20 protein-coding genes, 1 tRNA gene and 1 pseudogene are annotated in these 21,668 nt (G+C 67.9%); 12 read left to right on the forward strand and 10 right to left on the reverse strand.

Translation table 11 applies throughout. The annotated features are described in order from the left end of the window. Positions 1-2: 2 nt before the first annotated feature. The 5 genes from Y900_RS07655 to Y900_RS07675 form a co-directional block, all read right to left on the reverse strand. On the reverse strand, positions 3-971 hold the full coding sequence (locus Y900_RS07655; RefSeq protein ID WP_081845025.1) for a Ppx/GppA phosphatase family protein: 969 nt from the start codon (positions 969-971) through the stop codon (positions 3-5). Further along, positions 956-1,453 carry a DUF501 domain-containing protein gene (locus Y900_RS07660; protein WP_036340859.1) on the reverse strand — a complete coding sequence of 166 codons (498 nt, stop codon included), beginning with the start codon at positions 1,451-1,453 and terminating at the stop codon, positions 956-958. Before Y900_RS07660 ends, Y900_RS07655 begins: the two co-directional genes overlap by 16 nt. Beyond that, entirely contained in the window at positions 1,446-2,141 is a 696-nt protein-coding gene (locus Y900_RS07665) for an FtsB family cell division protein (protein WP_036340862.1), read from the reverse strand. Before Y900_RS07665 ends, Y900_RS07660 begins: the two co-directional genes overlap by 8 nt. Before the next feature lie 23 nt (positions 2,142-2,164). Then, on the reverse strand, positions 2,165-3,451 hold the full coding sequence (eno, locus tag Y900_RS07670; RefSeq protein ID WP_036340866.1) for a phosphopyruvate hydratase: 1,287 nt from the start codon (positions 3,449-3,451) through the stop codon (positions 2,165-2,167). A 65-nt stretch (positions 3,452-3,516) separates the two neighbouring features. After that, positions 3,517-4,248 carry a lytic transglycosylase domain-containing protein gene (locus Y900_RS07675; RefSeq protein WP_036340868.1) on the reverse strand — a complete coding sequence of 244 codons (732 nt, stop codon included), beginning with the start codon at positions 4,246-4,248 and terminating at the stop codon, positions 3,517-3,519. Between the two features lie 178 nt (positions 4,249-4,426). On the opposite strand from Y900_RS07675, the gene efeU reads away from it, so the two are divergent. The 3 genes from efeU to efeB are packed head-to-tail and all read left to right on the forward strand — an operon-like array spanning position 4,427 to position 7,843. Then, positions 4,427-5,383 (forward strand): iron uptake transporter permease EfeU, encoded by a 957-nt coding sequence (gene efeU / locus Y900_RS07680; RefSeq protein WP_036340871.1) that lies wholly within the window; start codon positions 4,427-4,429, stop codon positions 5,381-5,383. Further along, complete coding sequence (gene efeO, locus Y900_RS07685) at positions 5,380-6,546, forward strand: iron uptake system protein EfeO (protein ID WP_036340873.1); 1,167 nt, start codon at positions 5,380-5,382, stop codon at positions 6,544-6,546. The genes efeU and efeO overlap by 4 nt, the downstream gene beginning before the upstream one ends. Before the next feature lie 46 nt (positions 6,547-6,592). Continuing rightward, a complete protein-coding gene (efeB, locus tag Y900_RS07690; protein ID WP_036340875.1) occupies positions 6,593-7,843 on the forward strand; it encodes an iron uptake transporter deferrochelatase/peroxidase subunit in 1,251 nt (416 codons plus the stop codon). Here efeB and Y900_RS07695 read toward each other — a convergent pair. From Y900_RS07695 to Y900_RS07705, 3 genes are all read right to left on the reverse strand, one after another. Further along, positions 7,816-8,943: a nucleoside triphosphate pyrophosphohydrolase gene (locus tag Y900_RS07695; protein ID WP_036340878.1), complete on the reverse strand. Its 1,128-nt coding sequence runs from the start codon at positions 8,941-8,943 to the stop codon at positions 7,816-7,818. The two genes, efeB and Y900_RS07695, sit on opposite strands and share 28 nt — an antisense overlap. Then, complete coding sequence (gene mfd / locus Y900_RS07700; protein WP_036340882.1) at positions 8,940-12,602, reverse strand: transcription-repair coupling factor; 3,663 nt, start codon at positions 12,600-12,602, stop codon at positions 8,940-8,942. The genes Y900_RS07695 and mfd overlap by 4 nt, the downstream gene beginning before the upstream one ends. Before the next feature lie 82 nt (positions 12,603-12,684). Next, complete coding sequence (locus Y900_RS07705; RefSeq protein ID WP_199189929.1) at positions 12,685-13,278, reverse strand: TetR/AcrR family transcriptional regulator; 594 nt, start codon at positions 13,276-13,278, stop codon at positions 12,685-12,687. Between the two features lie 204 nt (positions 13,279-13,482). On the opposite strand from Y900_RS07705, the gene Y900_RS07710 reads away from it, so the two are divergent. The 9 genes and pseudogenes from Y900_RS07710 to Y900_RS33690 form a co-directional block, all read left to right on the forward strand. Then, positions 13,483-13,554 (forward strand) — tRNA-Gln (locus tag Y900_RS07710). A gap of 7 nt (positions 13,555-13,561) precedes the next feature. Beyond that, the gene (gene glmU, locus Y900_RS07715; RefSeq protein ID WP_192827482.1) at positions 13,562-15,037 is read left to right on the forward strand and encodes a bifunctional UDP-N-acetylglucosamine diphosphorylase/glucosamine-1-phosphate N-acetyltransferase GlmU; all 1,476 of its coding nucleotides are present in this window, start codon (positions 13,562-13,564) and stop codon (positions 15,035-15,037) included. A gap of 94 nt (positions 15,038-15,131) precedes the next feature. Then, positions 15,132-16,112, forward strand: a complete 981-nt coding sequence (locus Y900_RS07720) for a ribose-phosphate diphosphokinase (protein WP_036340888.1) — start codon at positions 15,132-15,134, stop codon at positions 16,110-16,112. Then, positions 16,113-16,454 (forward strand): arsenate reductase (glutaredoxin), encoded by a 342-nt coding sequence (arsC, locus tag Y900_RS07725; protein WP_036340891.1) that lies wholly within the window; start codon positions 16,113-16,115, stop codon positions 16,452-16,454. It abuts the gene before it with no gap. Next, entirely contained in the window at positions 16,451-17,104 is a 654-nt protein-coding gene (locus tag Y900_RS07730; protein WP_036340894.1) for an LpqN/LpqT family lipoprotein, read from the forward strand. Before arsC ends, Y900_RS07730 begins: the two co-directional genes overlap by 4 nt. A gap of 39 nt (positions 17,105-17,143) precedes the next feature. Continuing rightward, the gene (locus Y900_RS07735) at positions 17,144-18,010 is read left to right on the forward strand and encodes an oxidoreductase (RefSeq protein WP_036340896.1); all 867 of its coding nucleotides are present in this window, start codon (positions 17,144-17,146) and stop codon (positions 18,008-18,010) included. Between the two features lie 134 nt (positions 18,011-18,144). Then, on the forward strand, positions 18,145-18,804 hold the full coding sequence (locus Y900_RS07740; RefSeq protein ID WP_036340899.1) for a 50S ribosomal protein L25/general stress protein Ctc: 660 nt from the start codon (positions 18,145-18,147) through the stop codon (positions 18,802-18,804). Positions 18,805-18,813: 9 nt separating this feature from the next. Then, positions 18,814-19,389 (forward strand): aminoacyl-tRNA hydrolase, encoded by a 576-nt coding sequence (pth, locus tag Y900_RS07745; protein WP_036340902.1) that lies wholly within the window; start codon positions 18,814-18,816, stop codon positions 19,387-19,389. A gap of 83 nt (positions 19,390-19,472) precedes the next feature. Next, positions 19,473-19,874: pseudogene (locus Y900_RS33690) on the forward strand (DUF6611 family protein); the annotation flags it as partial. On the opposite strand, the gene Y900_RS07750 reads toward Y900_RS33690, so the two are convergent. Continuing rightward, entirely contained in the window at positions 19,828-20,586 is a 759-nt protein-coding gene (locus Y900_RS07750) for a DUF998 domain-containing protein (protein WP_081845026.1), read from the reverse strand. The pseudogene Y900_RS33690 and the gene Y900_RS07750 overlap by 47 nt on opposite strands. A 9-nt stretch (positions 20,587-20,595) precedes the next feature. Continuing rightward, entirely contained in the window at positions 20,596-21,621 is a 1,026-nt protein-coding gene (locus tag Y900_RS07755) for an epoxyqueuosine reductase (RefSeq protein WP_036340903.1), read from the reverse strand. Positions 21,622-21,668 lie beyond the last annotated feature (47 nt).

The following is a 21,668-nucleotide window of genomic DNA, read 5'->3' on the forward strand; positions in this document are numbered from 1 at the left end:
GCTCAGGCCAGGGACAGCGCGATCCCGTCGAGGATGTCGTGCTCGCTGACCACCAACTCGTCGATCCCCGCCCGCTGACCGAGCGCATAGGCGAGTTCCTCCACGACAATCGAACCACCGCCGATGACGTCGACGCGACCCTCGTGCATAGGACCGAGCGCGGCACGCTGCTTACGGGTCATCCCGACGAGTTGTTCGCACACCGCCAGCAAGTCCGGAAACCCGATCCGCGACAGGTGAATCGCAGCGGGATCGTACGTCGTCATCCGTTGGGCCAGCGCGGCGATCGTGGTGAACGTCCCCGCCACCCCCACCCAGGTCTTGGCCTGGTCCACGGGTACCGCACGCAGAGCCTCGCCGAGACGTTCCCGCACCACCTCGCGGGCAGCGGCGATCTCGGTCGCGGTCGGCGGATCGGAGTGCAGGCAGCGTTCGGTCAGCCGCACGCATCCGATGTCGGCGGAGAAGCTGGCCTGCACGCCGCCGTCACGGACCCCGCTGCCCACCACCACCTCGGTCGAACCGCCGCCGAGGTCAACAACCACGAACGGCACTGCGGCGTGAGCGAGTTCGCCCACCGCGCCGTTGAACGACAGCTCGGCTTCCTCGTGCCCGCTGATCACCTCGGCGATCGCACCGGACACGACCGGGTCCAACACTTCGGCCGTCATCGCGAAGAACACGTCACGATTGGCCGCATCCCGAGTCGCCGACGTCGCCACCATCCGCACCTTGCCGACGTCGAACTGCTTGAGCAGCGCGGCGTAGTCGACCAGCGCGGCATGTGTGCGGGCCAGTGCTTCAGGGACGAATTGCCCTGTGGCGTCGACACCTTCGCCCAGCCGCACGATGCGCATCTCCCGGTGCACATCGTGCAGGCGCCCCCCGGCCAGATCTGCGATCAGCAGCCGGATCGAGTTGGTGCCGCAGTCGATGGCCGCAACCCGGTTCGTCTCTACGATGATGTCCACTCCTCGTTGTCCAGGATTCCCGCCATCCCCGGCTCGACGGCCAGCACGGCCAACGCCTCGTCGCCAAATGGGTTGATGCCCCTGCCTTTCGCCAATGAATGCGCGATCACCACGTGCAGACACTTGACCCGATCGGGCATGCCACCGCCGGTGAAAGTGGTGCCCAGCGGCTCGATCGCGTCACGCTCGGCCAGGTACGACTCGTGAGCCCGCCGATAGGCCGCGGCCAGGTCCGGGTCCTGGGCCAACCGCTCACTCATACCGCGCATGAGCCCGTCGGACTCCAGGCGGCTCGCCGCTGCGGTCAGCACCGGATGGGTCAGGTAGTACAGCGTCGGGAACGGAGTACCGTCCGGCAGGCGGGGGGCGGTCTTGACCACGGCCGGTTCACCGTTCGGGCAGCGATAGGCGATCTCCAGTACGCCGCGCGGCTCGCGCCCGAGCTGTCGCGCCACCGCGTCGAGATCGGCGGGATCAACCACCGGGCGCCGGGGGTGGTGCGGGACCGGGTTCCGGTGGCGGCGCAGTATCGGCGGCCGGGACCGGTGGCGGCCCGTGCGGGGTGTCGGCGATGGTGTGCCACAACGAGGTGTACCAGGGGTCGTTGCTGCGCACCGGCGCGGCCTGGGGGCCGTTATCGGTTGTGACGACGGCTCCCGGCGGCAGCTGCACCTGGTAGGGAATGTCGCCCGGCATCACGAAGCCGAGTCGCTCACGAGCCTGCGCCGCGATGTACACCGGATCACCCAGCTTGGCCTTCTGCGACTCCAGATCGGCGATCTGCTTTCGCAGCGCGGCCTCTGCCGCGGCGAGCTGCTTCATCTCGGTGCGCTGCGCGAAATAGGTGCGCACCGGACCGGCGATGGTCAGCGTGAGCACGCAGACCACCGCCGCCAGGATGGCCGCGCGGCGCGCGGTGAAGCCCAGCCGCTGTTCGCTCTGACGCTCCGCCGACGCCGCGATTGCACGGCGGACCGGTTCGGTGACCGTGTGCCCGGTCTCGGATGCGCCAGGCCCGGTAACTCCGACCGCCTCCGGTTTGGCTCTGGTCTCGGCGGGACGGGGGTCTTTCTTGGCCGACGGCGACGTGCGCGAGCGGACACGACCCGAGCCCCCCGGCCGGGAGGCCGGTGAGCGTCGCTTCGAGTCAGGCCGCTTGCTTTCCGCCACAGTCTCTTTCGGATCTCTGGAGGCTATTCGCCGAACACGAACCGCGGGAACGCCAGGTCGCCGGCGTAGCGCGCGGCGTCGCCGAGCGCTTCCTCGATGCGCAGCAACTGGTTGTACTTGGCGACCCGCTCGCTGCGGGCAGGCGCACCGGTCTTGATCTGACCGCTGCTGACGGCCACGGCCAGGTCGGCGATGGTGGTGTCCTCGGTCTCGCCGCTCCGGTGGCTCATCATCGTCCGGTAACCGCTGTTGTGTGCCAGCGCGACCGCGTCGAGGGTCTCGGTGAGCGTGCCGATCTGGTTGACCTTCACCAACAACGCGTTGGCCGCGCCCCGCTCGATACCGTCCTCGAGCCGTTCCGGGTTGGTGACGAACAGGTCGTCGCCGACCAGCTGCACCCGGTCGCCGATGGCGGTGGTGAGCTCGACCCAGCCGTCCCAGTCATCCTCGGACAGCGGATCCTCGATCGACACCAGCGCGTAGGAATCGAGGAGGTCGGCGTAGAAATGCCCCATCTGCTCGGCGGTGCGAACCTCTTTCTCGAAGGCGTAACCCTTGCCGGCGGTGAAGAATTCGGTTGCCGCCACGTCGAGTGCGAGCGCGACGTCGGTGCCGAGGGTGAAGCCGGCCGCCTCGATCGCCGTGCCGATCAAATCGAGCGCCGCCTTGGTGCCCGCGACGTCCGGCGCGAAACCGCCCTCGTCACCGAGCCCGGTGGACAGACCCTGCTTCTTGAGCACCGACTTCAGCGAGTGGTACACCTCGGCGCCCCAGCGCAGCGCCTCTTTGAAACTGGGCGCGCCGATCGGGGCGACCATGAACTCCTGGACGTCGACACCGGTGTCGGCGTGCGCGCCGCCGTTGAGGATGTTCATCATCGGCACCGGAAGAATGTGCGCGTTGGGTCCACCGAGGTAGCGGAACAACGGCAGAGCCGCGCTGTCAGCCGCGGCCTTGGCCACGGCCAGCGAGACGCCGAGGATGGCGTTGGCGCCCAGCCGCGACTTGTCGGGGGTGCCGTCCAGATCCAGCAGCGCCTGGTCGACCAGACGCTGATCGTCGGCCGACAAGCCGATGACAGCAGGCGCGATCTCGTCGAGCACGGCCTCGACGGCCTTCTCGACACCCTTGCCGCCGTACCGGGCCGCGCCGTCGCGGAGCTCGACGGCCTCGTGCTCGCCGGTCGACGCGCCAGACGGGACGGCGGCGCGGGCGAAGGTGCCGTCGATCAGGGCCACCTCGACCTCGACCGTCGGGTTGCCGCGGGAGTCGAGGATCTCGCGGGCCGCAACCTGCTCGATGATGGGCACTGGCTCTCTCCTTGCGTCGTGGTCTGCGACGAACAGCCTAGATGGTCCCAAGCGCGGCAGCGCTGTTAGAGCGCGTGCCCTTGGGCATATGCCGTCGCCCAGTCCCGCACAGTGCGGGCGTACTGGTCGGAGTGGTTGTAGGCGTGCAGCGCGTTCATCCACCCGCGCGGCGAGGCCAGATCCTTGCCCCGGAAGCACAGATAGCCCGCCGCCGACAGCGCCGCGTCGTCGATGTTGTCCGGACTGATCACCCCATCGTTGTTGGCGTCGACGCCGTAGAGCCGCCAGGTCTCCGGGATGAACTGCATCGGTCCCATCGCCCGCGCGTAGATCGGCTCGTCATTGCTCACCGTTTTCTCGTCGTCGATGATCTCGAGGTTGCCGTTGGTGCCGTCGAGATGCACGCCGCGGATCGGCGGGCTGACGTCCCCGTTCGGCGCGACGACCGCGTCGCGGTAGGTGCCGTGGTGGCTCTCGACCATGCCGATCCCGGCCAGCGTCGTCCAGGCCAGATGGCAGTTGGGGTTCTCCACCTCCGCCACCCGCGCGGCGTAGGCGTAGGCCTCCAGCGCGGTGGTCGGGATGCCGAGTGCCGGCGCGCGCTGTGCCGCCCAGTCGTGCAGCTGATCGGCAGGCCGGCCCTTCGCGTGGGTGTCCACGGCGGGCACGGGATCCCCGGGCGGCGGCGGAACCCCGTCCGGAATCGGCGTGCCCAGCTGCCAGGAACAGCTAGCCGCCAGCAACATTGCCGCGGCCGCAATGACGGCGGCAGCACGCAGCCAGCGCGTTGATGACACAGCACTCCTCGGGCCCAACCAAACATGTTCATCGTCCCACGGCTCCCGGGTCGTTAGTCCCTACCGGCGGGCCCGAACGGCCGGTAACTTCGTTACCTATCGTCTGTTAAGGTGAGCCGATCCTTCGTTTGGTAAGCCTTGCTTGACCGGCATTGTCTGAAGTTAGTTAGGACGCACGATGACCCACCTGGCGGAAGTCTCGAGCGGCATCCAGACGACATTCAGCGCGGCCGCCCCCAATGTCAGCGCGCAGCTGTTCGGCAGCGGCCTGATCGGCGTCCGCGAGGGTCTGGAGGCCGGGATCATCGTCATGGTCCTGATCGCCTTCCTGGTGAAATCCGATCGCCGCGACGCCCTGAAGTGGGTCTGGCTGGGCGTGGGCGCCGCGGTGCTGATGACCGTCGTCGTGTTTCTGACGATCCAGTACGGCACCTACACGATCACCGGCCTGGCTGCCGAAGCCATCGCCGGGGTCGCCTCCCTGGTGGCCGTCGTGATCGTCACCTCGATGGTGCTGTGGATGCGCAAGGCGTCCGCCGGCATGTCCGGTGAGCTGCGAGCCGGGATGTCGAAGGCACTCGAGACGGGTGCGTTCGCCGTATTCGCCCTGGCGTTCCTGGCCGTGGGCCGGGAGGGCGTCGAAACCGCACTGTTCATGGTCGGCTTCGCCGAAGCCGAGACTGCCTGGCCGCTGCTCGGGCTGCTGATCGGCGTCCTGGTCGCCGCCGCCATCGCCTGGGGTATGTACGCCGGGGCGGTGCGGATCAACCTGGCAAAGTTCTTCTCCTACACCGGCGTGTTCCTGATTCTGGTGGCCGCGGGCGTCCTGTCCTACGGCATCGGGGCGCTGCAGACCGTGGGCTGGCTGCCCGGCCTGGGCTCCAAGGCCTTCGACATCAGCTCCGAACACTGGTCGGCCTGGTACGGCGAGATCGTCCAGGGCGTCTTCAACATCACGCCCACCCCGACAGTGCTGCAGCTCATCTGCTGGCTGGCCTACATCGTCGTCGTGCTCGCCCTGTTCCTGCGGCCCACCCATTCCGCGCCGAAGCCCGCTCCGGCCACCGACGTCTCCCCCGACACCGGCTCCGAAGACCCGGAGCGCTCTCCCCTTACCGAAAGGTCCCATAAGTGACGCTGCCCCACGGCATCAAGACGTCTACCGCCGCCGTCGCCGCGATCCTCGCCGGAGTCTCCCTGGCCGGATGCGCCGCCAAGGAAACGAAGTCTGCGGACTCGAGCAGCAAGGCAGCGTCCGAGATCACCGTGAACGCCACCGACACCGACTGCACGCTGTCGGGCACCCAGGCCGCCACCGGGCCGAGCACGTTCGTGGTCACCAACAACGGGACCAAGGTGACCGAGTTCTACGTGTACGGCGCGGGCGAGCGGGTGATGGGTGAGGTCGAGAACATCTCCCCCGGCCTGCAGCGCAAGCTCGTCGTGCAACTCGCCGAGCCGGGCACGTACCAGACCGCGTGCAAGCCGGGGATGATCGGCGACGGCATCCGCGCCGACTTCACCGTCACCGGCAACGCCGTCGCAGTCGACACCCAGGGCGAATTCAAGGAAGCCGGTGAGAGTTACAAACGCTACGTCGACAGCCAGACAGATGCCCTGATCCCGGCCACCCAGCTGTTCGTCGACGCGATCAAGAAGGGTGACGTCGCGGCGGCCAAGGCGCAGTACCCGGTTGCGCGTACGTACTACGAGCGCGTCGAGCCGGTGGCCGAGTCGTTCCCCAACGATCTCGACCCGCGCATCGACCTTCGCGAGGCCGACCTGGAACCCGGCCAGAAGTGGACCGGCTTCCACGCGCTCGAGAAACAGCTGTGGGTCACGGGTCTGCAGCCCGACGCCGGTGCGCTGGCCGACCAGCTGATGGCCGACGTCAAGGAGCTCAACGACGGTGTGAAGGCACCCGGCTGGACCATCGACTCCACCCAGATCGCCGGTGGCGCACAGGGTCTGCTCGACGAGATCGCGGCCAGCAAGATCAGCGGCGAAGAGGACATCTTCAGCCATACCGACCTGTGGGACTTCAACGCCAACGTCCAGGGCAGCCAGACCGCGGTGGCCTCGGTCCGGCCGATCCTCGACAGCCGCAACGCCGATCTGGGCAAGCGGGTCGACAAGGGCTTCGCCGATGTCGAGGCGCTGCTGGCCAAGTACCGCAAGGGTGACGGCTTCGTGCTCTACGACACCGTGACCGAGCCCCAGCGACAGGAACTCTCGCGTGCGATCGACGCACTGAGCAAAGAGGTAAGCCAGGTGCAGGGTGTCATCGCTCCCCAGTAGCGAGGACAAGCCGGCAACGACCTCTCCCGGGCCGGCACCGTCGGGAATGTCGCGGCGCAAGCTGTTCGGCGCGGCAGGCGTCACCGCCGCGGTGGTCGGTGCGGCGGGCGCCGGGGCGCTGGCCGGCCGGGCGTCCGCAGCCGGTGCGGTCACCGGCGGGCTGGACAAGCCGGTGCCGTTCCGAGGCGAGCACCAGGCCGGGATCGTCACTCCCGCCCAGGATCGGATGCACTTCGCCACCTTCGATGTGACTACCGAGTCCAGGGCTGATCTCGTCGCGATGCTCAAGGAGTGGACCGGCATGGCCGAGCGGATGACCGCCGGCCAGGAAGCCGTCCACGACGGTGCTGTCGGGCTCAATCCCTATGCCCCACCGGCGGATACGGGTGAGGCGTTGGGTCTGACGCCGTCGCAGTTGACGTTGACCATCGGGTTCGGTCCATCGCTTTTCCTCAAGGACGGCAAGGACCGCTTCGGGTTGGCCGGCCAGAAGCCGCAGCTGCTGGAGGACCTGCCCAAGTTCCCGAACGAGACCATGGACCCGGCCCGCTGCGGCGGGGACATCGTCGTACAGGCCTGCGCCAACGACCCCCAGGTCGCAGTGCACGCGATCCGCAATCTGGCCCGGGTCGGCTTCGGCACCGTCGCGGTGCGGTACTCCCAGCTGGGGTTCGGCCGTACCTCCTCGACCACCCGGGAACAGTCCACACCGCGAAATCTCTTCGGGTTCAAGGACGGGACCGCGAACATCAAGGCCGAAGACACCGACACGCTGAACCAGCAGGTGTGGGTGGCCAAGGGCGACGGACCGGACTGGATGACCGGCGGCAGCTACATGATCAGCCGTCGCATCCGAATGCGGATCGAATCATGGGACCGCACAACGCTTCTCGAGCAGGAGCGGGTGATCGGCCGACAGAAGGGCAGCGGTGCCCCCAATGGACTCAAGCAGGAGTTCGAGGAGCTGAACTTCGACATCGTCGACAACAAGAACGAGCCGTTGATCGACCGTTACGCCCACGTGCGGCTGGCATCCCAGCAGCACCTGAACGGTATCCAGATCCTGCGCCGCGGTTACAACTTCACCGACGGCTCCGACGGATTCGGGCACCTGGACGCCGGACTGTTCTTCATCGCATTCGTGCGCAACCCGGCGACCCAATTCATCCCGATGCAGATGGAGCTGGCCCGCCGCGATCTGCTCAACGAGTACATCACCCACACCGGCAGCGCGATCTTCGCGATCCCGCCGGGCCTGCGTGACGGCGACTACTGGGGTTCGACGCTGCTGGGCTGATCGGCCTCGAGCAGCTCACTGCCCGCAAGGTCGTCGGCCAGCTCGGGCAAATCCAGATCGTCGTCGACACGCAGGAAGTCGACATCGTCGAGCACGTCGTCGTCGGTGACCACCTCGGGCACCAGCGGTAGCTCAAACGGCTCGGCATCCGGCGCCGGCCAGTGCCTGCGCCACTCGTCGGCGCTGACCGCGCCCAACGCCGCGACGGCGTCGAGTTCCGTTGCGGCGTCGGTATCGCGGCGGTTCGCCGCGATCGCGCGCTCGACGGCTCGTACGGTGTCCATGAATTCCAGCACGTCGGTGCGCAGCTCGTTCTCGGCATCGCGCTCCGCCGCTACCGTCACCGTGACGATCGATGCCGGGATCAGCTCCGGCGGCAGCCCGGCGGTCGTCACCCGGGCAATCACCTTCTGCGCCAGCGCCAGTGCCGGCTGAGCGGTCGGCACGTCGTCGACACAGGAGACCCGGTTGCTCTTCCCCAGATTCTCCGCGGCCTTGCGCTGTTCCCACTGGGCCAGTTGGTCTTCCAGCGAGATCGACTCTCCGGCCAGCACCGCGGGCACCCGGTTGCCGAGCTTGCGCACCAGCGCGTCGGCGACGTCGTCGATGGTGAACCCGTGCAACGCCTCCTCGGCGATCCGGGCGTGAAATAGGACCTGCAGCAACACATCTCCGAGTTCCTCTCGCAGTTCGTCGGCGTTGCCGCCGCGAACCGCGTCGAAGAGCTCGTAGGTTTCCTCCAACAGGTAGCGCCGCAGCGAGTCGTGGGTCTGTTCGCTCTCCCACGGCCCGGCCGTGCGCAGCTTGTCCATGATCGCGACCGCGTCGACCAGCCGCTCGCCGGACTGCGGGGCGGGTGCGGCGATCAGCCGCTCACCGGCGGACAGCCGGGCCCGCACCCCGGGGTGCTGCCGATCGGAGGAGAGGAGAACCGGGGCTGGGTCTTCAGAGTCGCCGGTGAACCACGGCCGCGCCGACGGCAGCGACCACGGCACCTTGACCGGCATCTCCTCGGTGTACTGCACGTCACCGCCCAGCAGCTCAACGGCGTCGACGGGGACGAGCGACGGACGACGCGGATCGACCAGGATGACGGTCACCGCTCTCCCCTCGCCGCGCCTGCCGGTGTGAACGTCGTTATATCAAGCTCGCCGTGGGGTTGTCCGTCAAGTGCGCGAAGCAGATCGGCCACCATCTGCACCAGTTCCAGGTCACGGATCCGCGGGGCGCCGACACCGCTGCCCGCCCGCGGAATCGGCACCGTCACCGTCGAGGTCGTCGCCCGATAGTTCGCGCCGGGATAGACCCGCTTCAGCCGCAGCTGCGCCGAGTCGGGCAGCGTCAGCGGCGAGACACGAATCGTTGTGGCCGAACCACTTCCGGTCGCGGCGACCTCTGTCACCCCGTACCCGCGGCACACCAGCCGCAATCGGGCCATCGCGACCAGCCGCTGCGCGGGTTCGGGCAGCGGCCCGTAGCGGTCGGTGAGTTCCTCGACCACGGCGACGATGCCCGCGTCGTCGCCGGCGCCGGCCAGCCGGCGATAGGCCTCCAGCCGCAGCCGGTCACTGCCGATGTAGTCGGGCGGCAGGTTGGCGTCGACCGGCAGATCGATGCGCACATCCTTGGGCTCTTCGGAGGTGGTGACCGTCTTGCCGTCTGCCGCGGCCCGGTACGCCTCGACGGCCTCGCCCACCAGCCGGACGTAGAGGTCGAATCCCACCCCGGCGACGTGGCCGGACTGTTCGGCACCCAGCACATTGCCCGCGCCGCGAATCTCCAAGTCCTTCATCGCAACTGCCATGCCCGCGCCGAGTTCGTTGTTCTGCGCGATGGTGGCCAGCCGGTCGTAGGCGGTCTCGGTGAGCGGCATCTCCTTCGGGTACAGGAAGTAGGCGTAGCCGCGCTCGCGGCTGCGTCCCACCCGACCGCGCAGCTGATGCAGCTGAGACAGGCCGAAGGTGTCGGCGCGCTCGACGATGAGGGTGTTGGCGTTCGAGATGTCCAGCCCCGTCTCGACGATCGTCGTGCAGACCAGGATGTCGTACTCGCGGTTCCAGAAGCCCTCGACTGTGCGCTCCAACAGCTCTTCGGGCATCTGGCCGTGCGCGACCACCACCCGCGCCTCAGGCACCAGCTGCCGGACCCGGGCGGCCGCGGCGTCGATACTGCTGACCCGGTTGTGGATGTAGAAAACCTGCCCGTCACGCAGCAACTCGCGCCGCAGCGCCGCGGCGACCTGCTTGTCGTCATGGCCGCCGACATAGGTCAGCACCGGGTAGCGCTCCTCCGGCGGGGTGAGGATCGTCGACATCTCCCGGATACCGGCCAGGCTCATCTCCAGCGTGCGCGGGATCGGCGTGGCGCTCATCGTCAAGACGTCGACGTGCGTGCGCAGGCTCTTGATGTGCTCTTTGTGCTCGACGCCGAAGCGCTGTTCCTCGTCGACGATCACCAGGCCGAGGTCTTTCCACCGCACGGCGGTCTGCAGCAGCCGGTGCGTGCCGATCACGACGTCGACGCTGCCGTCGGCCATTCCCTCGAGCACGGCGCGCGACTCGGCCGGGTCGGTGAACCGCGACAGGCCCTTCACGGTCACCGGGAAACCGGCCATCCGCGCACTGAACGTCTGCAGATGCTGATCGGCCAGCAGCGTGGTCGGGACCAGCACCGCGACCTGCTTGCCGTCCTGCACGGCCTTGAACGCCGCGCGCACCGCGATCTCGGTCTTGCCGTAACCGACATCGCCACAGATGACCCGGTCCATCGGGACCGGCTTCTCCATGTCGGACTTGACCTCCTGGATGGCGGTCAACTGGTCGATCGTCTCGGTGAAGCCGAACGCGTCCTCCATCTCGGCCTGCCACGGGGTGTCCGGGCCGAACGCGTGGCCGGGCGCAGCCTGCCGCTTGGCGTAGAGCGCCACCAGTTCGCTGGCGATCTCCCGAACAGCCTTGCGCGCCTTGGTCTTTGTGTTGGTCCAATCGCTCCCGCCCAGCCGGCTCAGGCTGGGTTCCTGACCACCGACGTAACGGGACAGCTGGTCCAGGGAATCCATCGGCACGAACAGTTTGTCGGCAGACTGCCCCCGCTTGCTGGACGCGTACTCCAGCACCAGGTACTCGCGCCGCGCGCCGCCGACGGTCCGCTCGACCATCTCGACGAACCGCCCGATGCCGTGCTGGTCGTGCACCACCAGGTCGCCCGCGGTCAACGCCAGCGGGTCAACGGTGTTGCGGCGCTTGGCCGCCAGCCGCTTGCCCTCGGTGCCGGTCACCCGGTTGCCGGTCAGGTCGGTTTCGGTGATCACCACCAGGTTGGCGCCGGGCACGATGATGCCGTCATGCAGCGGGCCCTTGAGCACACCGACCACGCCGGCTTTGGGAGCCTCGCCGGATTCCAGCATCGCGGCCGGGGTGTCGCGCTCGCCGAGTTGCTCGACGACCCGGTGTGCGGTGCCGGTACCCGGCGCGACGACGGCGGCGAATCCTCCGGTCAGCACATGGGCGCGCAGCATCGCGAAGATTTCGTCGACGTTGCTCTGCTGGCCGCGGGCCGACGGGGCGGCCCGCACGTCGAGTTCGGTGGCGTCCTCGGCGGCCAGCTGGCTCACCGTCCACCACGGGTGACCGGACGCACGCGCCGCGGCCCGCACCTCCTCGAGTTCGCGGAACCCGGACCCACCGAGTTCTTCGATGTCGATCGGGGCGTCACCGCCGAGAGCGGCCACCGACCAGGACGCTTCGAGGAACTCCCGGCCGGTCTTGATCAGGTCGGCCGCGCGGGTGCGCACCTTCTCCGGATCGCACACCAGAACCGGGGTGCGAGCCGGCAGGTGGTCGACGAGCAGCGTCAGGTCGTCGGGTCGCAGCACCGGCTGCAACGCCTCCATCCCGTCGACCGGGATGCCCTCGGCCAGCTTGGCCAGCATATCGGCGACGCTGCCGCTGACCTGGTTGTTATCGCCTCGCGGCCGGCCGGCAAGTAACTTCGCGGCGTGGGCGCGCACCTCATCGGTGAGAAGCAGCTCGCGGCACGGCACCGCCACCACGCTGTCCACCTCGATCTCGGGGATGGACCGCTGATCGGCCACCGAGAACATCCGCATCTCGCTGACCTCGTCACCCCAGAACTCCACCCGCACCGGGTGCTCGGCCGTCGGCGGGAAAAGATCCAAAATGCCGCCGCGGACCGCGAATTCGCCACGCTTGCCGACCATGTCGACGCGGGTGTACGCCAGCTCGACCAGGCGTGCGATCAACGCGTCGAAATCGAACTCGGCCCCCGGACAGAGCGTCACCGGTTCGACGGTGCCGACGTCGGGAGCCATCGGCTGCAGCAACGAACGCACCGTGGTGACCACCACGCACAGCGGCGGGCCGAGGCGCTCGTCATCGGGGTGGGCCAGTCGGCGCAGCAGCATCAGCCGCGCTCCCACGGTGTCGACCCCCGGCGAGAGGCGCTCGTGCGGCAGGGTCTCCCAGGACGGGAACATCGCCGCCGCGGCGCCGAATACCCCCCGCAGCTCGGCGGTGAGGTCGTCGGCGTCGCGGCCCGTCGCGGTGACCACCAACAGCGGGCCCTTGCGGGCGACCGCGCAGGCGGCATACAGCTGTGAACTGGCCGGCCCGGCCAGCGCGAGTTCTTCGGGACGCTCGGCGGCCCGCTGCGCGAGTTCGACGAATTCCGGCGCGGTCAGCGCCAAGTCCACCAGCCCGGCGATCGGGGTGTTCACATACTCCTGCCCCGGTGCGGTCATGATGACCCCATCCTAGGCGGCAGTGCCGAAGACGTTGCGGCGGGCCGCGATTCGCTCGCGCGCTGTGACGCAGGTCGCGGAATCACTCACCTTCCAATTGCGGATCGGCTTCCAGATGCGTCAGCCCGTTCCACATCAGGTTCACCAGATGCGCGGCGACCACTTCCTTCTTCGGCTCGCGGGTGTCGAGCCACCATTGGGCGGTCATCGACACCGAACCGACCAGGGCTTGGGCGTACAGCGGCGCCAGCACGGGGTCCAGGCCGCGGCGAGCGAAATCCCCGGCCAGGATCGAGGACACCTGGCTGACCGCGTCGTTGAGCAGGCTGGAGTAGGTGCCGGTGCTGATCGCCGCTGGTGAGTCACGGATCAGGATGCGGAACCCGTCGGTCCGCTCCTCGACATAGGTCAGCAGGGCCAGCGCCACCCGTTCGACCCGGACCCGGGAACGGTTGTTGGTCAGCGACGACGAGATCCCGTCGAGCAGGGCCGACATCTCGCGGTCGACGACCACCGCGTACAGGCCTTCCTTGCCGCCGAAGTGCTCGTAGACGACGGGCTTGGAGACGTTCGCGCGTTGGGCGATCTCCTCGATGGAGGTGCCCTCGTAACCGCGCTCGGCGAACAGGGTCCGCGCCACGTCGATGAGCTGGCGGCGGCGTTCGGTGCCGGTCATCCGGGCGCGCGGTGCCCGCGGCTCCTTCTCCGGTGCTGCCACTCTGTACCTTTCCCCGGTCGCTGCGCTCCTGCCCTCCGGTGGACCTTTCCCCGGTCGCTGCGCTCCTGCCCTCCGGTGGACCTTTCCCCGGTCGCTGCGCTCCTGCCCTCAGGTGTGAGACTAACGGTTTGCACTAGAGTCTCAGGCGGACATTTCGGCCAGTCCGTCGTGGTGTAATCGGCAGCACCTCTGATTTTGGTTCAGATAGTTCAGGTTCGAGTCCTGGCGACGGAGCATATTGATGGAGGTCCAGGTGACCACGCAGACCGATGCCGCCGTCCTGGTGCTGGCGGCCGGGGCCGGAACCCGCATGCGCTCCGATACGCCCAAGGTGTTGCACACCCTCGGCGGGCGCAGCATGCTCTCGCACGCCCTGCACGCAGTCGCCAGGGTCGCTCCCCGGCACCTGGTCGCCGTGCTGGGCAAGGACCGCGAACGCATCGGCCCGGTGGTGGCCGGGCTCGCGCAGGAACTGGGCCGCACCATCGAGGTGGCCGTGCAGGAGCAGCAACTCGGCACCGGTCACGCCGTGCTGTGCGGACTGTCCGGGCTGCCCGACGATTTCGCCGGCACCGTAGTCGTGACCTCGGGTGATGTGCCGCTGCTGGACGCCGACACCCTGGCCGAGCTGATCGCCAACCACTGCGCTGCGCGTGCGGCGGCGACCGTCGTGACGACGACCCTGCCGAACGGAGGCGGCTACGGCCGGATCTTGCGCACCCAGGACGGCGAGGTCATCGCGATCGTCGAGGAGGCCGACGCCACCCCGCAGCAGCGCGCCATCCGCGAGGTCAACGCCGGCGTGTACGCGTTCGACATCGCCGAACTGCGCTCCGCGCTGAGCCGGCTGTCGTCCGACAACGCCCAGCACGAGCTCTATCTGACCGACGTGATCTCGATCCTGCGCGCCGACCACCGGGTGGTGCACGCCAAGCATGTCGACGACGCCGCGCTGGTCGCCGGGGTCAACGACCGGGTGCAGCTCGCCGACCTGGCCAGGGAGCTCAACCGGCGGGTGGTGGCCGCCCATCAGCGCGCCGGAGTCACCGTCGTCGACCCTCTGAGCACCTGGATCGACGTCGACGTCACCATCGGCCGTGACACCGTCATCCGGCCGGGAACCCAGCTGCTGGGCGCCACCCGGATCGGCGCACGCTGCGAGATCGGCCCCGACACCACGCTCACCGGCGTGAGCGTGGGCGTTGAGGCCTCGGTGGTGCGCACCCACGGCAGCGAATCGGTGATCGGCGACGGGGCGACGGTCGGACCGTTCACGTTCCTGCGGCCCGGCACCGAGCTCGGCGCCCGCGGCAAGCTCGGCACCTTCGTCGAGACCAAGAACGCGGTCATCGGCGCGGGCACCAAGGTCCCGCACCTGACCTACGTGGGCGACGCCGACATCGGCGAGCACAGCAACATCGGCGCATCCAGCGTGTTCGTGAACTATGACGGCGAGAACAAGAGCCGCACCACCATCGGTTCGCACGTACGCACCGGCTCGGACACCATGTTCGTCGCACCGGTCACCGTCGGTGACGGCGCCTACACCGGGGCGGGCACGGTGCTGCGTGACGACGTGCCCCCGGGCGCGCTGGCGGTGTCGGCTGGGCCGCAGCGCAACATCGAGGACTGGGTGCAGCACAAGCGGCCCGGGAGCGCATCAGCGCAGGCCGCGGCCAAGGCCAAGCACGCCGACGCAGGTGACGCACACGACTGATCGTCGTCGCCAGATGTTGCCTTTTTGGTAACCCGGGGAGGTAGCACCGTACGATTGGCCCGTATCGATCCCCGACCGGCAAGGGCAGCACACAGTGGGCACGGACTGGACCGACAACCGCAAAAATCTGATGCTCTTCTCGGGCCGCGCGCACCCGGAGCTGGCGGATCAGGTCGCCAAAGAGCTCGACGTCCAGGTCACTGCGCAGACCGCACGAGATTTCGCCAACGGTGAGATCTTCGTCCGCTTCGACGAATCGGTGCGTGGCTGCGACGCGTTCGTCCTGCAGTCCCATCCCGCGCCGCTGAACAAGTGGCTGATGGAACAGCTGATCATGATCGACGCGCTCAAGCGCGGCAGCGCCAAGCGGATCACCGCGATCCTGCCGTTCTATCCCTACGCCCGCCAGGACAAGAAGCACCGCGGCCGTGAACCCATCTCCGCCCGGCTGGTCGCCGACCTCTACAAGACGGCGGGCGCCGACCGCATCGTCACCGTGGACCTGCACACCGATCAGATCCAAGGCTTCTTCGACGGCCCGGTCGATCACATGCGGGCACAGCCGCTGCTGACCGGCTACATCCGGGACAACTACAACTGCGAGAACATTGTCGTGGTGTCGCCCGACTCGGGTCGCGTGCGCGTGGCCGAGAAGTGGGCCGACGCCCTCGGCGGCACACCGCTGGCGTTCATCCACAAGACCCGCGACCCGAAGGTGCCCAACCAGGTGAAGTCCAACCGGGTCGTGGGTGACGTGGCCGGCAAGACCTGTGTACTCACCGACGACATGATCGACACCGGTGGGACCATCGCCGGTGCGGTCAGGCTGCTGCACGACGACGGCGCCAAGGACGTCATCATCGCCGCCACCCACGGCGTGCTGTCCGATCCGGCCCGCGAGCGACTGGCTGACAGCGGTGCCCGCGAGGTTATCGTCACCAACACCCTGCCGATCGACGAGTCCAAGCGATTCCCGCAGCTGACGGTGCTCTCGATCGCCCCGCTGCTGGCGAGCACAATCCGCGCGGTCTTCGAAAATGGTTCGGTGACAGGTCTTTTCGACGGGGACGCGTAGTTGGCAAGCACCATCTACCACAATCCGCGCTGCAGCACCTCCCGCAAGACATTGGACCTGCTGCGCGACAACGGACTTGCGCCGGAGGTCGTCGAATATCTCAAGACACCGCCGTCGCGCGCCGAGATCGCCACGCTGATCGCCGACGCCGGCATCGATGTACGCGCCGCGGTCCGCAAGCGTGAATCCCTGTACAGCGAACTGAATCTCGCCGACGCCAGCAATGACGAGTTGCTGGATGCCATGGCGGCCAACCCGATCCTCATCGAGCGCCCGTTCGTGGTGACCGACAAGGGCACCCGGCTGGCCCGGCCGATCGAATCGGTGCACGACATTCTGTGAGGGTGGGTAGCGCAGTCCTGTGCATCGCGCTGGCCACGACCGTGGCGGCGTGCGGGTCGAAGCCGCCGGACTACTCCTCGATCTGGAGCACACCGGCGACCACCACCACGGCCGCCCCCACCACCTCGGGCAAGCCGCAACCGATCGCCGAGTACCTCTACGGCGTCGGCGTCGTCGGCGAGCAGATTCCGCTGGACAAGCTCACCGACATCACCGTCACGCTGCCGCGGCCACCGGGCTGGACAAAATACGACAACTCGAACTTCTCGCCGGGCACCGAAGTCATCGCCAAGAACAACACCTATCCGACGGCGATGGTGATCGTGTTCAAGCTGACCGGCAACTTCGACGTGGGCGAGGCGCTCAAGCACGCCAGCGCCGATGCCGAGATGTCGCAGAACTTCACCAAGCTCAACGCGTCCTCCGCCGACTTCAAGGGGTTCCCGTCGTCGATGATCGAGGGCAGCTACGACCTCAACGGCAAGCGACTGCACTCCTACAACCGCGTGGTGATCCCGGTGACTCCGGCGCCCGCGTTCCAGCGCTACCTGGTGCAGCTGACGGTGACCACCCTGGCCGATCAGGCCGCCGCGGCGTCCACCGATGTCGAGGCGATCATCTCCGGGTTCAACGTCGCCCTGAAGAAGTAGCCTCTGCCCGCTGCGCCGGGTCCCCCTAGAGTGACTCACATGAGTTGGACCGCCGCAGATTTGCCGTCGTTCGCCGGACGCACCGTCATCGTCACCGGAGCCAACAGCGGGTTGGGGCTGATCACCGCGCGCGAGTTGGCGCGCGTCGGCGCACACACCATTCTGGCCTGCCGCAGCGCGGCCAAGGGTGCGGAAGCCGCCGCCACCATGACCGGCGACGTCGAGGTGCGCAGCCTCGACCTCCAGGACCTGAGCTCGATCAGCGACTTCGCCGCAGGCGTCCAGAGCGTCGACATCCTGATCAACAACGCCGGGATCATGGCGGTCCCCTACGCCGTCACCAAGGACGGATTCGAGAGCCAGATCGGCACCAACCACCTGGGCCACTTCGCGCTGACCAACCTGCTGCTGCCCAAAGTGACCGACCGGGTCGTCACGGTCTCGTCGTTCATGCACCTGCTCGGCAAGATCAGCCTGAAGGACCTGAACTGGAAGGCCCGGCCGTATTCTGCGTGGCTGGCCTACGGCCAGTCCAAGCTGGCCAACCTGCTGTTCACCAGTGAGCTGCAGAAACGCCTCGACGCCGCCGGGTCATCGCTGATGTCGCACGCCGCCCATCCCGGCTACTCGGCGACCAACCTGCAGGGCCATACCGGCAACCGGATGGGCACCCGGATCTGGGACGCCGGCAACGCGGTGTTCGCCACCAGCGCCGACTTCGGCGCCCGCCAGACCCTGTACGCCGCTGCCGAGGATCTGCCCGGTAACAGCTTCATCGGGCCCAAGTTCGCCATGCGCGGGCCGACCGGCCAGTCACCGCGCAGCCCGCTGGCCCGCAACCAGACCACCGCCGCCGGGCTCTGGCGGCTGTCCGAGCAGCTCACCGGCATCGAATTTCCGCTCTGAACCCCTGATCGGTTACCCTGGGGGCCGCGTCACGGCGAGGGTGGTCCAGCCACCGTTATCGACGAGGCTTCCTTTCATTGGTGCCTTGCCTCAGCCGTGCGGATGACCCACGACAGGCAACAGGAGCACCCCTCATGGCCAAGAACGCCACCAACAACCTCACCGCCGGCGTGCGGGACAAGACCGGCAAGGGCGCCTCGCGCCAGGCCCGCCGCGACGGCAAAGTTCCCGTCGTCCTGTACGGCCACGGCACCGAGCCCCAGCACCTCGAGCTCGACGCCCACGACTTCGCCGCCGTTCTGCGCAAGGCCGGCACCAATGCGGTGCTGACCCTCGACATCGACGGCAAGGAGCAGCTGGCACTGACCAAGGCCCTCTCCGTGCACCCGATCCGCCGGAGCATCCAGCACGCAGACCTCATCGTGGTTCGCCGCGGCGAGAAGGTTACCGTCGAGGTCAACGTCACCCTCGAGGGCGACGCCGCACCGGGCGCCCTGGTCACCCAGGATGCCAATACCATCGAGATCGAGGCCGACGCCATGTCGATCCCGCAGCAGCTGGTCGTGTCGATCGAGGGCGCCGAGGAGGGCACCCAGATCACCGCAGGCCAGGTCGAGCTGCCCGCAGGCGTGACGCTGATCAGCGATCCCGAACTGCTGGTCGTCAACATCGTGACCGCCCCGACCGCCGAGGAGCTCGAGGCCGAGGGTGGCGGCGAGTCGATCGAGGAGCAGGCCGCCGACGCTGCCGAGGCAGCCGAAGCCCCCGAGGGCGAGTCGGCCGAGGCCGAGTAAGACTGCTCGGTGGCCGATCCCCTGCTGGTTGTCGGTCTGGGCAACCCGGGCTCGCAGTACGCCAAAACCAGGCACAACCTCGGTTTCATGGTGGCCGACGTGCTGGCCGGGCGCATCGGCGCACAGTTCAAGGTGCACAAGCGCTCCGGCGCGGAGGTCGTGACCGGCCGGCTGGCGCATCGTCCCGTGGTGCTGGCCAAGCCGCGCACCTACATGAACGAGTCGGGGCGCCAGGTCGGTCCGTTGGCGAAGTTCTACTCGGTCATGCCGGCCGACATCATCGTCATCCACGATGAGCTCGACATCGACTTCGGCCGCATCCGCCTGAAACTGGGCGGCGGCGAGGGCGGCCACAACGGCTTGCGATCTGTGGCCAATGCGTTGGGGACCAAGAACTTTCAACGGGTCCGCATCGGGGTCGGCCGGCCGCCGGGACGCAAGGACCCGGCGGCGTACGTACTGGAGCCGTTCACTGCGGCCGAGCGCGCGGAGGTCCCGTCGATCTGCGAGCAGGCCGCCGACGCGACCGAGTTGCTGATCGAGGCCGGGCTGGAGCCAGCCCAGAATCAAGTGCACGCCTGGTGAATCCGTAAGGGTTCGCCGGGCGGGCGTCAGGATTCCGTATAGACCGAGGACGGGGATACGCCCGCGGGCGTAGACCTGACTGCGTGACCACTTCTGTCTGGGGTTCTTTCGACGCCTACCCGGCGCGCTACGGCGTCGCCCGCTATCGCCTTGTGGTGTTCCCACCCGGCATCACCGCGTGGGAACGACGCAGGGTGCGGGCGTGGCGCACCTGGCCGCTGTGGGGAGCCACACTGTGGCTGGTCCTGCAGATCGGCGGCGAGGCCGTCGGAATGTCGGCAACCGCGCTGATCGCCGGGACGATGATCTATATCGCCGCTGGGGCAATCACATTCGCGTTAACGGGCGAGACGCGGATGCGGGTGCGCACCTTGTGGGCCATCAAAGTAGCGGGCGTGCACCACCACGAGACCGAGCGACGGTATGAACAGCTGCGCGTCATGGCGCGGGCCCTGGATCATGCGGATCTCGATCTTGCGGAGGGACGGATCTCCCCGCTGGAACACGAGGCCCGCTGGTGGAGTGTCTATGACGTTCTCGACGCGATGACGCCTGCCGCTCGCGAGGAGGATCGGCGCGCTCCCCACGCACGAGCCACAGGCCCAGCGCAATCAGCGCAGCCACCTCGAACCCGGCGATCCCTCGTTCCACCACGCCGAGCGGGATCAGTTTCCACCACGGTCGACCAGTCGCCACACCGACCGCGATCGCCCCGAACAGCACTGCCAGCCAACCGATTCCGACTGCAGTAAACCATCTGGCGGCTCGAACGGTGACGTCCCGGCCACGGGCGATCAGCAACACCGCAAGTGGCAGCGCGACGAAGGCGAGGAGCGTCGCGAGCCGGTGCACGGTGCCCGACGCACTCGGACCGGTGACCCAGTTGTGCTTGGGGAATGCCACGACGCCCAGCAGGCCGACCACCCACAGCATCATCAGCACCGAACCTGCCGAGCGCAGCCGAACCCGTCCGGCACGGATCAGGCCGTGCAGCAATGCCGCTGACGCGACCGCCAGGATGAGCACGGCCGCGACGAAAGCCGCGCCGCCCGAGGTGTACACGTACTCGGAGATGGTGGCGGCACGCAATCGTCCGCCGCGAATGTGTTGCCCGCCGAGCGTGGCGTCGAGAGCGAGCACCGCGACGATCGCGAACGCGGAACCGAAAACACCCATCCAGCCGAGCGCCCGCTCCATCGCACCAGCCTACGCGCGCCCCCGCACCCCGGAGTCGACGACTTTGACCGGCTTGTGCGGGTAGCGTCGCTCGGCATGTGCCTTCGCCGCTGAATTGGGCAGCACGTAAAGGGTTTCCACCTTCTCCTGCAACGGCCGCAACACCAGGTCCATAAAGGCTTTGCGGTCATCCAGATAGGGTTCGATGACATCCTCGCCGGCCGGGCAGACCGCCAGGCAGTAGGCCGCTTTGTAGTTGGCCTTGAACGACAGGCTCTGCCACATCGAGGCGTTCTCCGAATCGGTTACCCGCGAACGAAAGTCGGCCGCATCCTCGCTGTCGGCGATGGTCTGCGCCCAGTCGGTGAATCCACCCATGAACTCGCGGTAGTTGTGCACCGAGCAGGCCAGGAAGTCGAACTCGCCGTCTTTCTTGATGGCACCGACGGGGCAGGCTGCCACACAGAGCTTGCATTCCAGGCAGGGTGAATAGTCCAGTGGTGCACCGTAACTACTGACCGGTGCGTCAACGAGAATTGTGGCAAGCAAAACGAAGTTGCCGAATTTGGGGTGGATGACATTGCGGTGGATGCCCATCACACCCAGTCCCGCGGCCACCGCGACGGGCTTGTGGGCGACCACCCAGATCCGGCCCGGGTAGCGGTCCATCTCCATCGGGAACGTGGCCGAGGGGTTGAGCGCCCGGTGGCCGGCATCCTCGAGGGCGCGGGTGATCCGGTGCGCGGCCTCGTTGATGATCTCCCCGCTGCGGTGGAACTCCTGATTGGCCACACTGCGCGCGACCGAGCGCACGTTGTCCCGATTCATCCGGACCACCAGCGATATGTAACTTCGCGTGCCGGGCAGGGCAGCCTCGACGTGCTCGCGTTCGCCCGCGAGGTCGGGGTTGTCGACAGCGGCGAATGCCACGTCGTCGGCGCCGGCGGCCAGACAGATCTCACGGAGCCACTCGGCGTCGATCAGCGGCGCCGGCGTTGTGCGCTGCCTGGCCCGCACCGCCTGCACAGTCGGATGGTCGGAGAGTTGAGGACGCATACCTAGGTATAGTACTACATACCCAGATGGGTGGTGATGCGGAGCAC

Source organism: Mycolicibacterium aromaticivorans JS19b1 = JCM 16368 (assembly GCF_000559085.1).
Lineage (GTDB): Bacteria > Actinomycetota > Actinomycetes > Mycobacteriales > Mycobacteriaceae > Mycobacterium > Mycobacterium aromaticivorans.

What these genes read in the sequence shown, in the direction of transcription:
- efeU (WP_036340871.1), top strand. Translation starts at nt 4,427, where the DNA reads ATGACCCACCTGGCGGAAGTCTCGAGCGGCATCCAGACGACATTCAGC.
- efeB (WP_036340875.1), top strand. Translation starts at nt 6,593, where the DNA reads ATGTCGCGGCGCAAGCTGTTCGGCGCGGCAGGCGTCACCGCCGCGGTG.
- mfd (WP_036340882.1), bottom strand. Translation starts at nt 12,602, where the DNA reads ATGACCGCACCGGGGCAGGAGTATGTGAACACCCCGATCGCCGGGCTG.
- Y900_RS07705 (WP_199189929.1), bottom strand. Translation starts at nt 13,278, where the DNA reads ATGACCGGCACCGAACGCCGCCGCCAGCTCATCGACGTGGCGCGGACC.
- glmU (WP_192827482.1), top strand. Translation starts at nt 13,562, where the DNA reads ATGGAGGTCCAGGTGACCACGCAGACCGATGCCGCCGTCCTGGTGCTG.
- Y900_RS07735 (WP_036340896.1), top strand. Translation starts at nt 17,144, where the DNA reads ATGAGTTGGACCGCCGCAGATTTGCCGTCGTTCGCCGGACGCACCGTC.
- Y900_RS07740 (WP_036340899.1), top strand. Translation starts at nt 18,145, where the DNA reads ATGGCCAAGAACGCCACCAACAACCTCACCGCCGGCGTGCGGGACAAG.
- Y900_RS07750 (WP_081845026.1), bottom strand. Translation starts at nt 20,586, where the DNA reads ATGGAGCGGGCGCTCGGCTGGATGGGTGTTTTCGGTTCCGCGTTCGCG.
- Y900_RS07755 (WP_036340903.1), bottom strand. Translation starts at nt 21,621, where the DNA reads ATGCGTCCTCAACTCTCCGACCATCCGACTGTGCAGGCGGTGCGGGCC.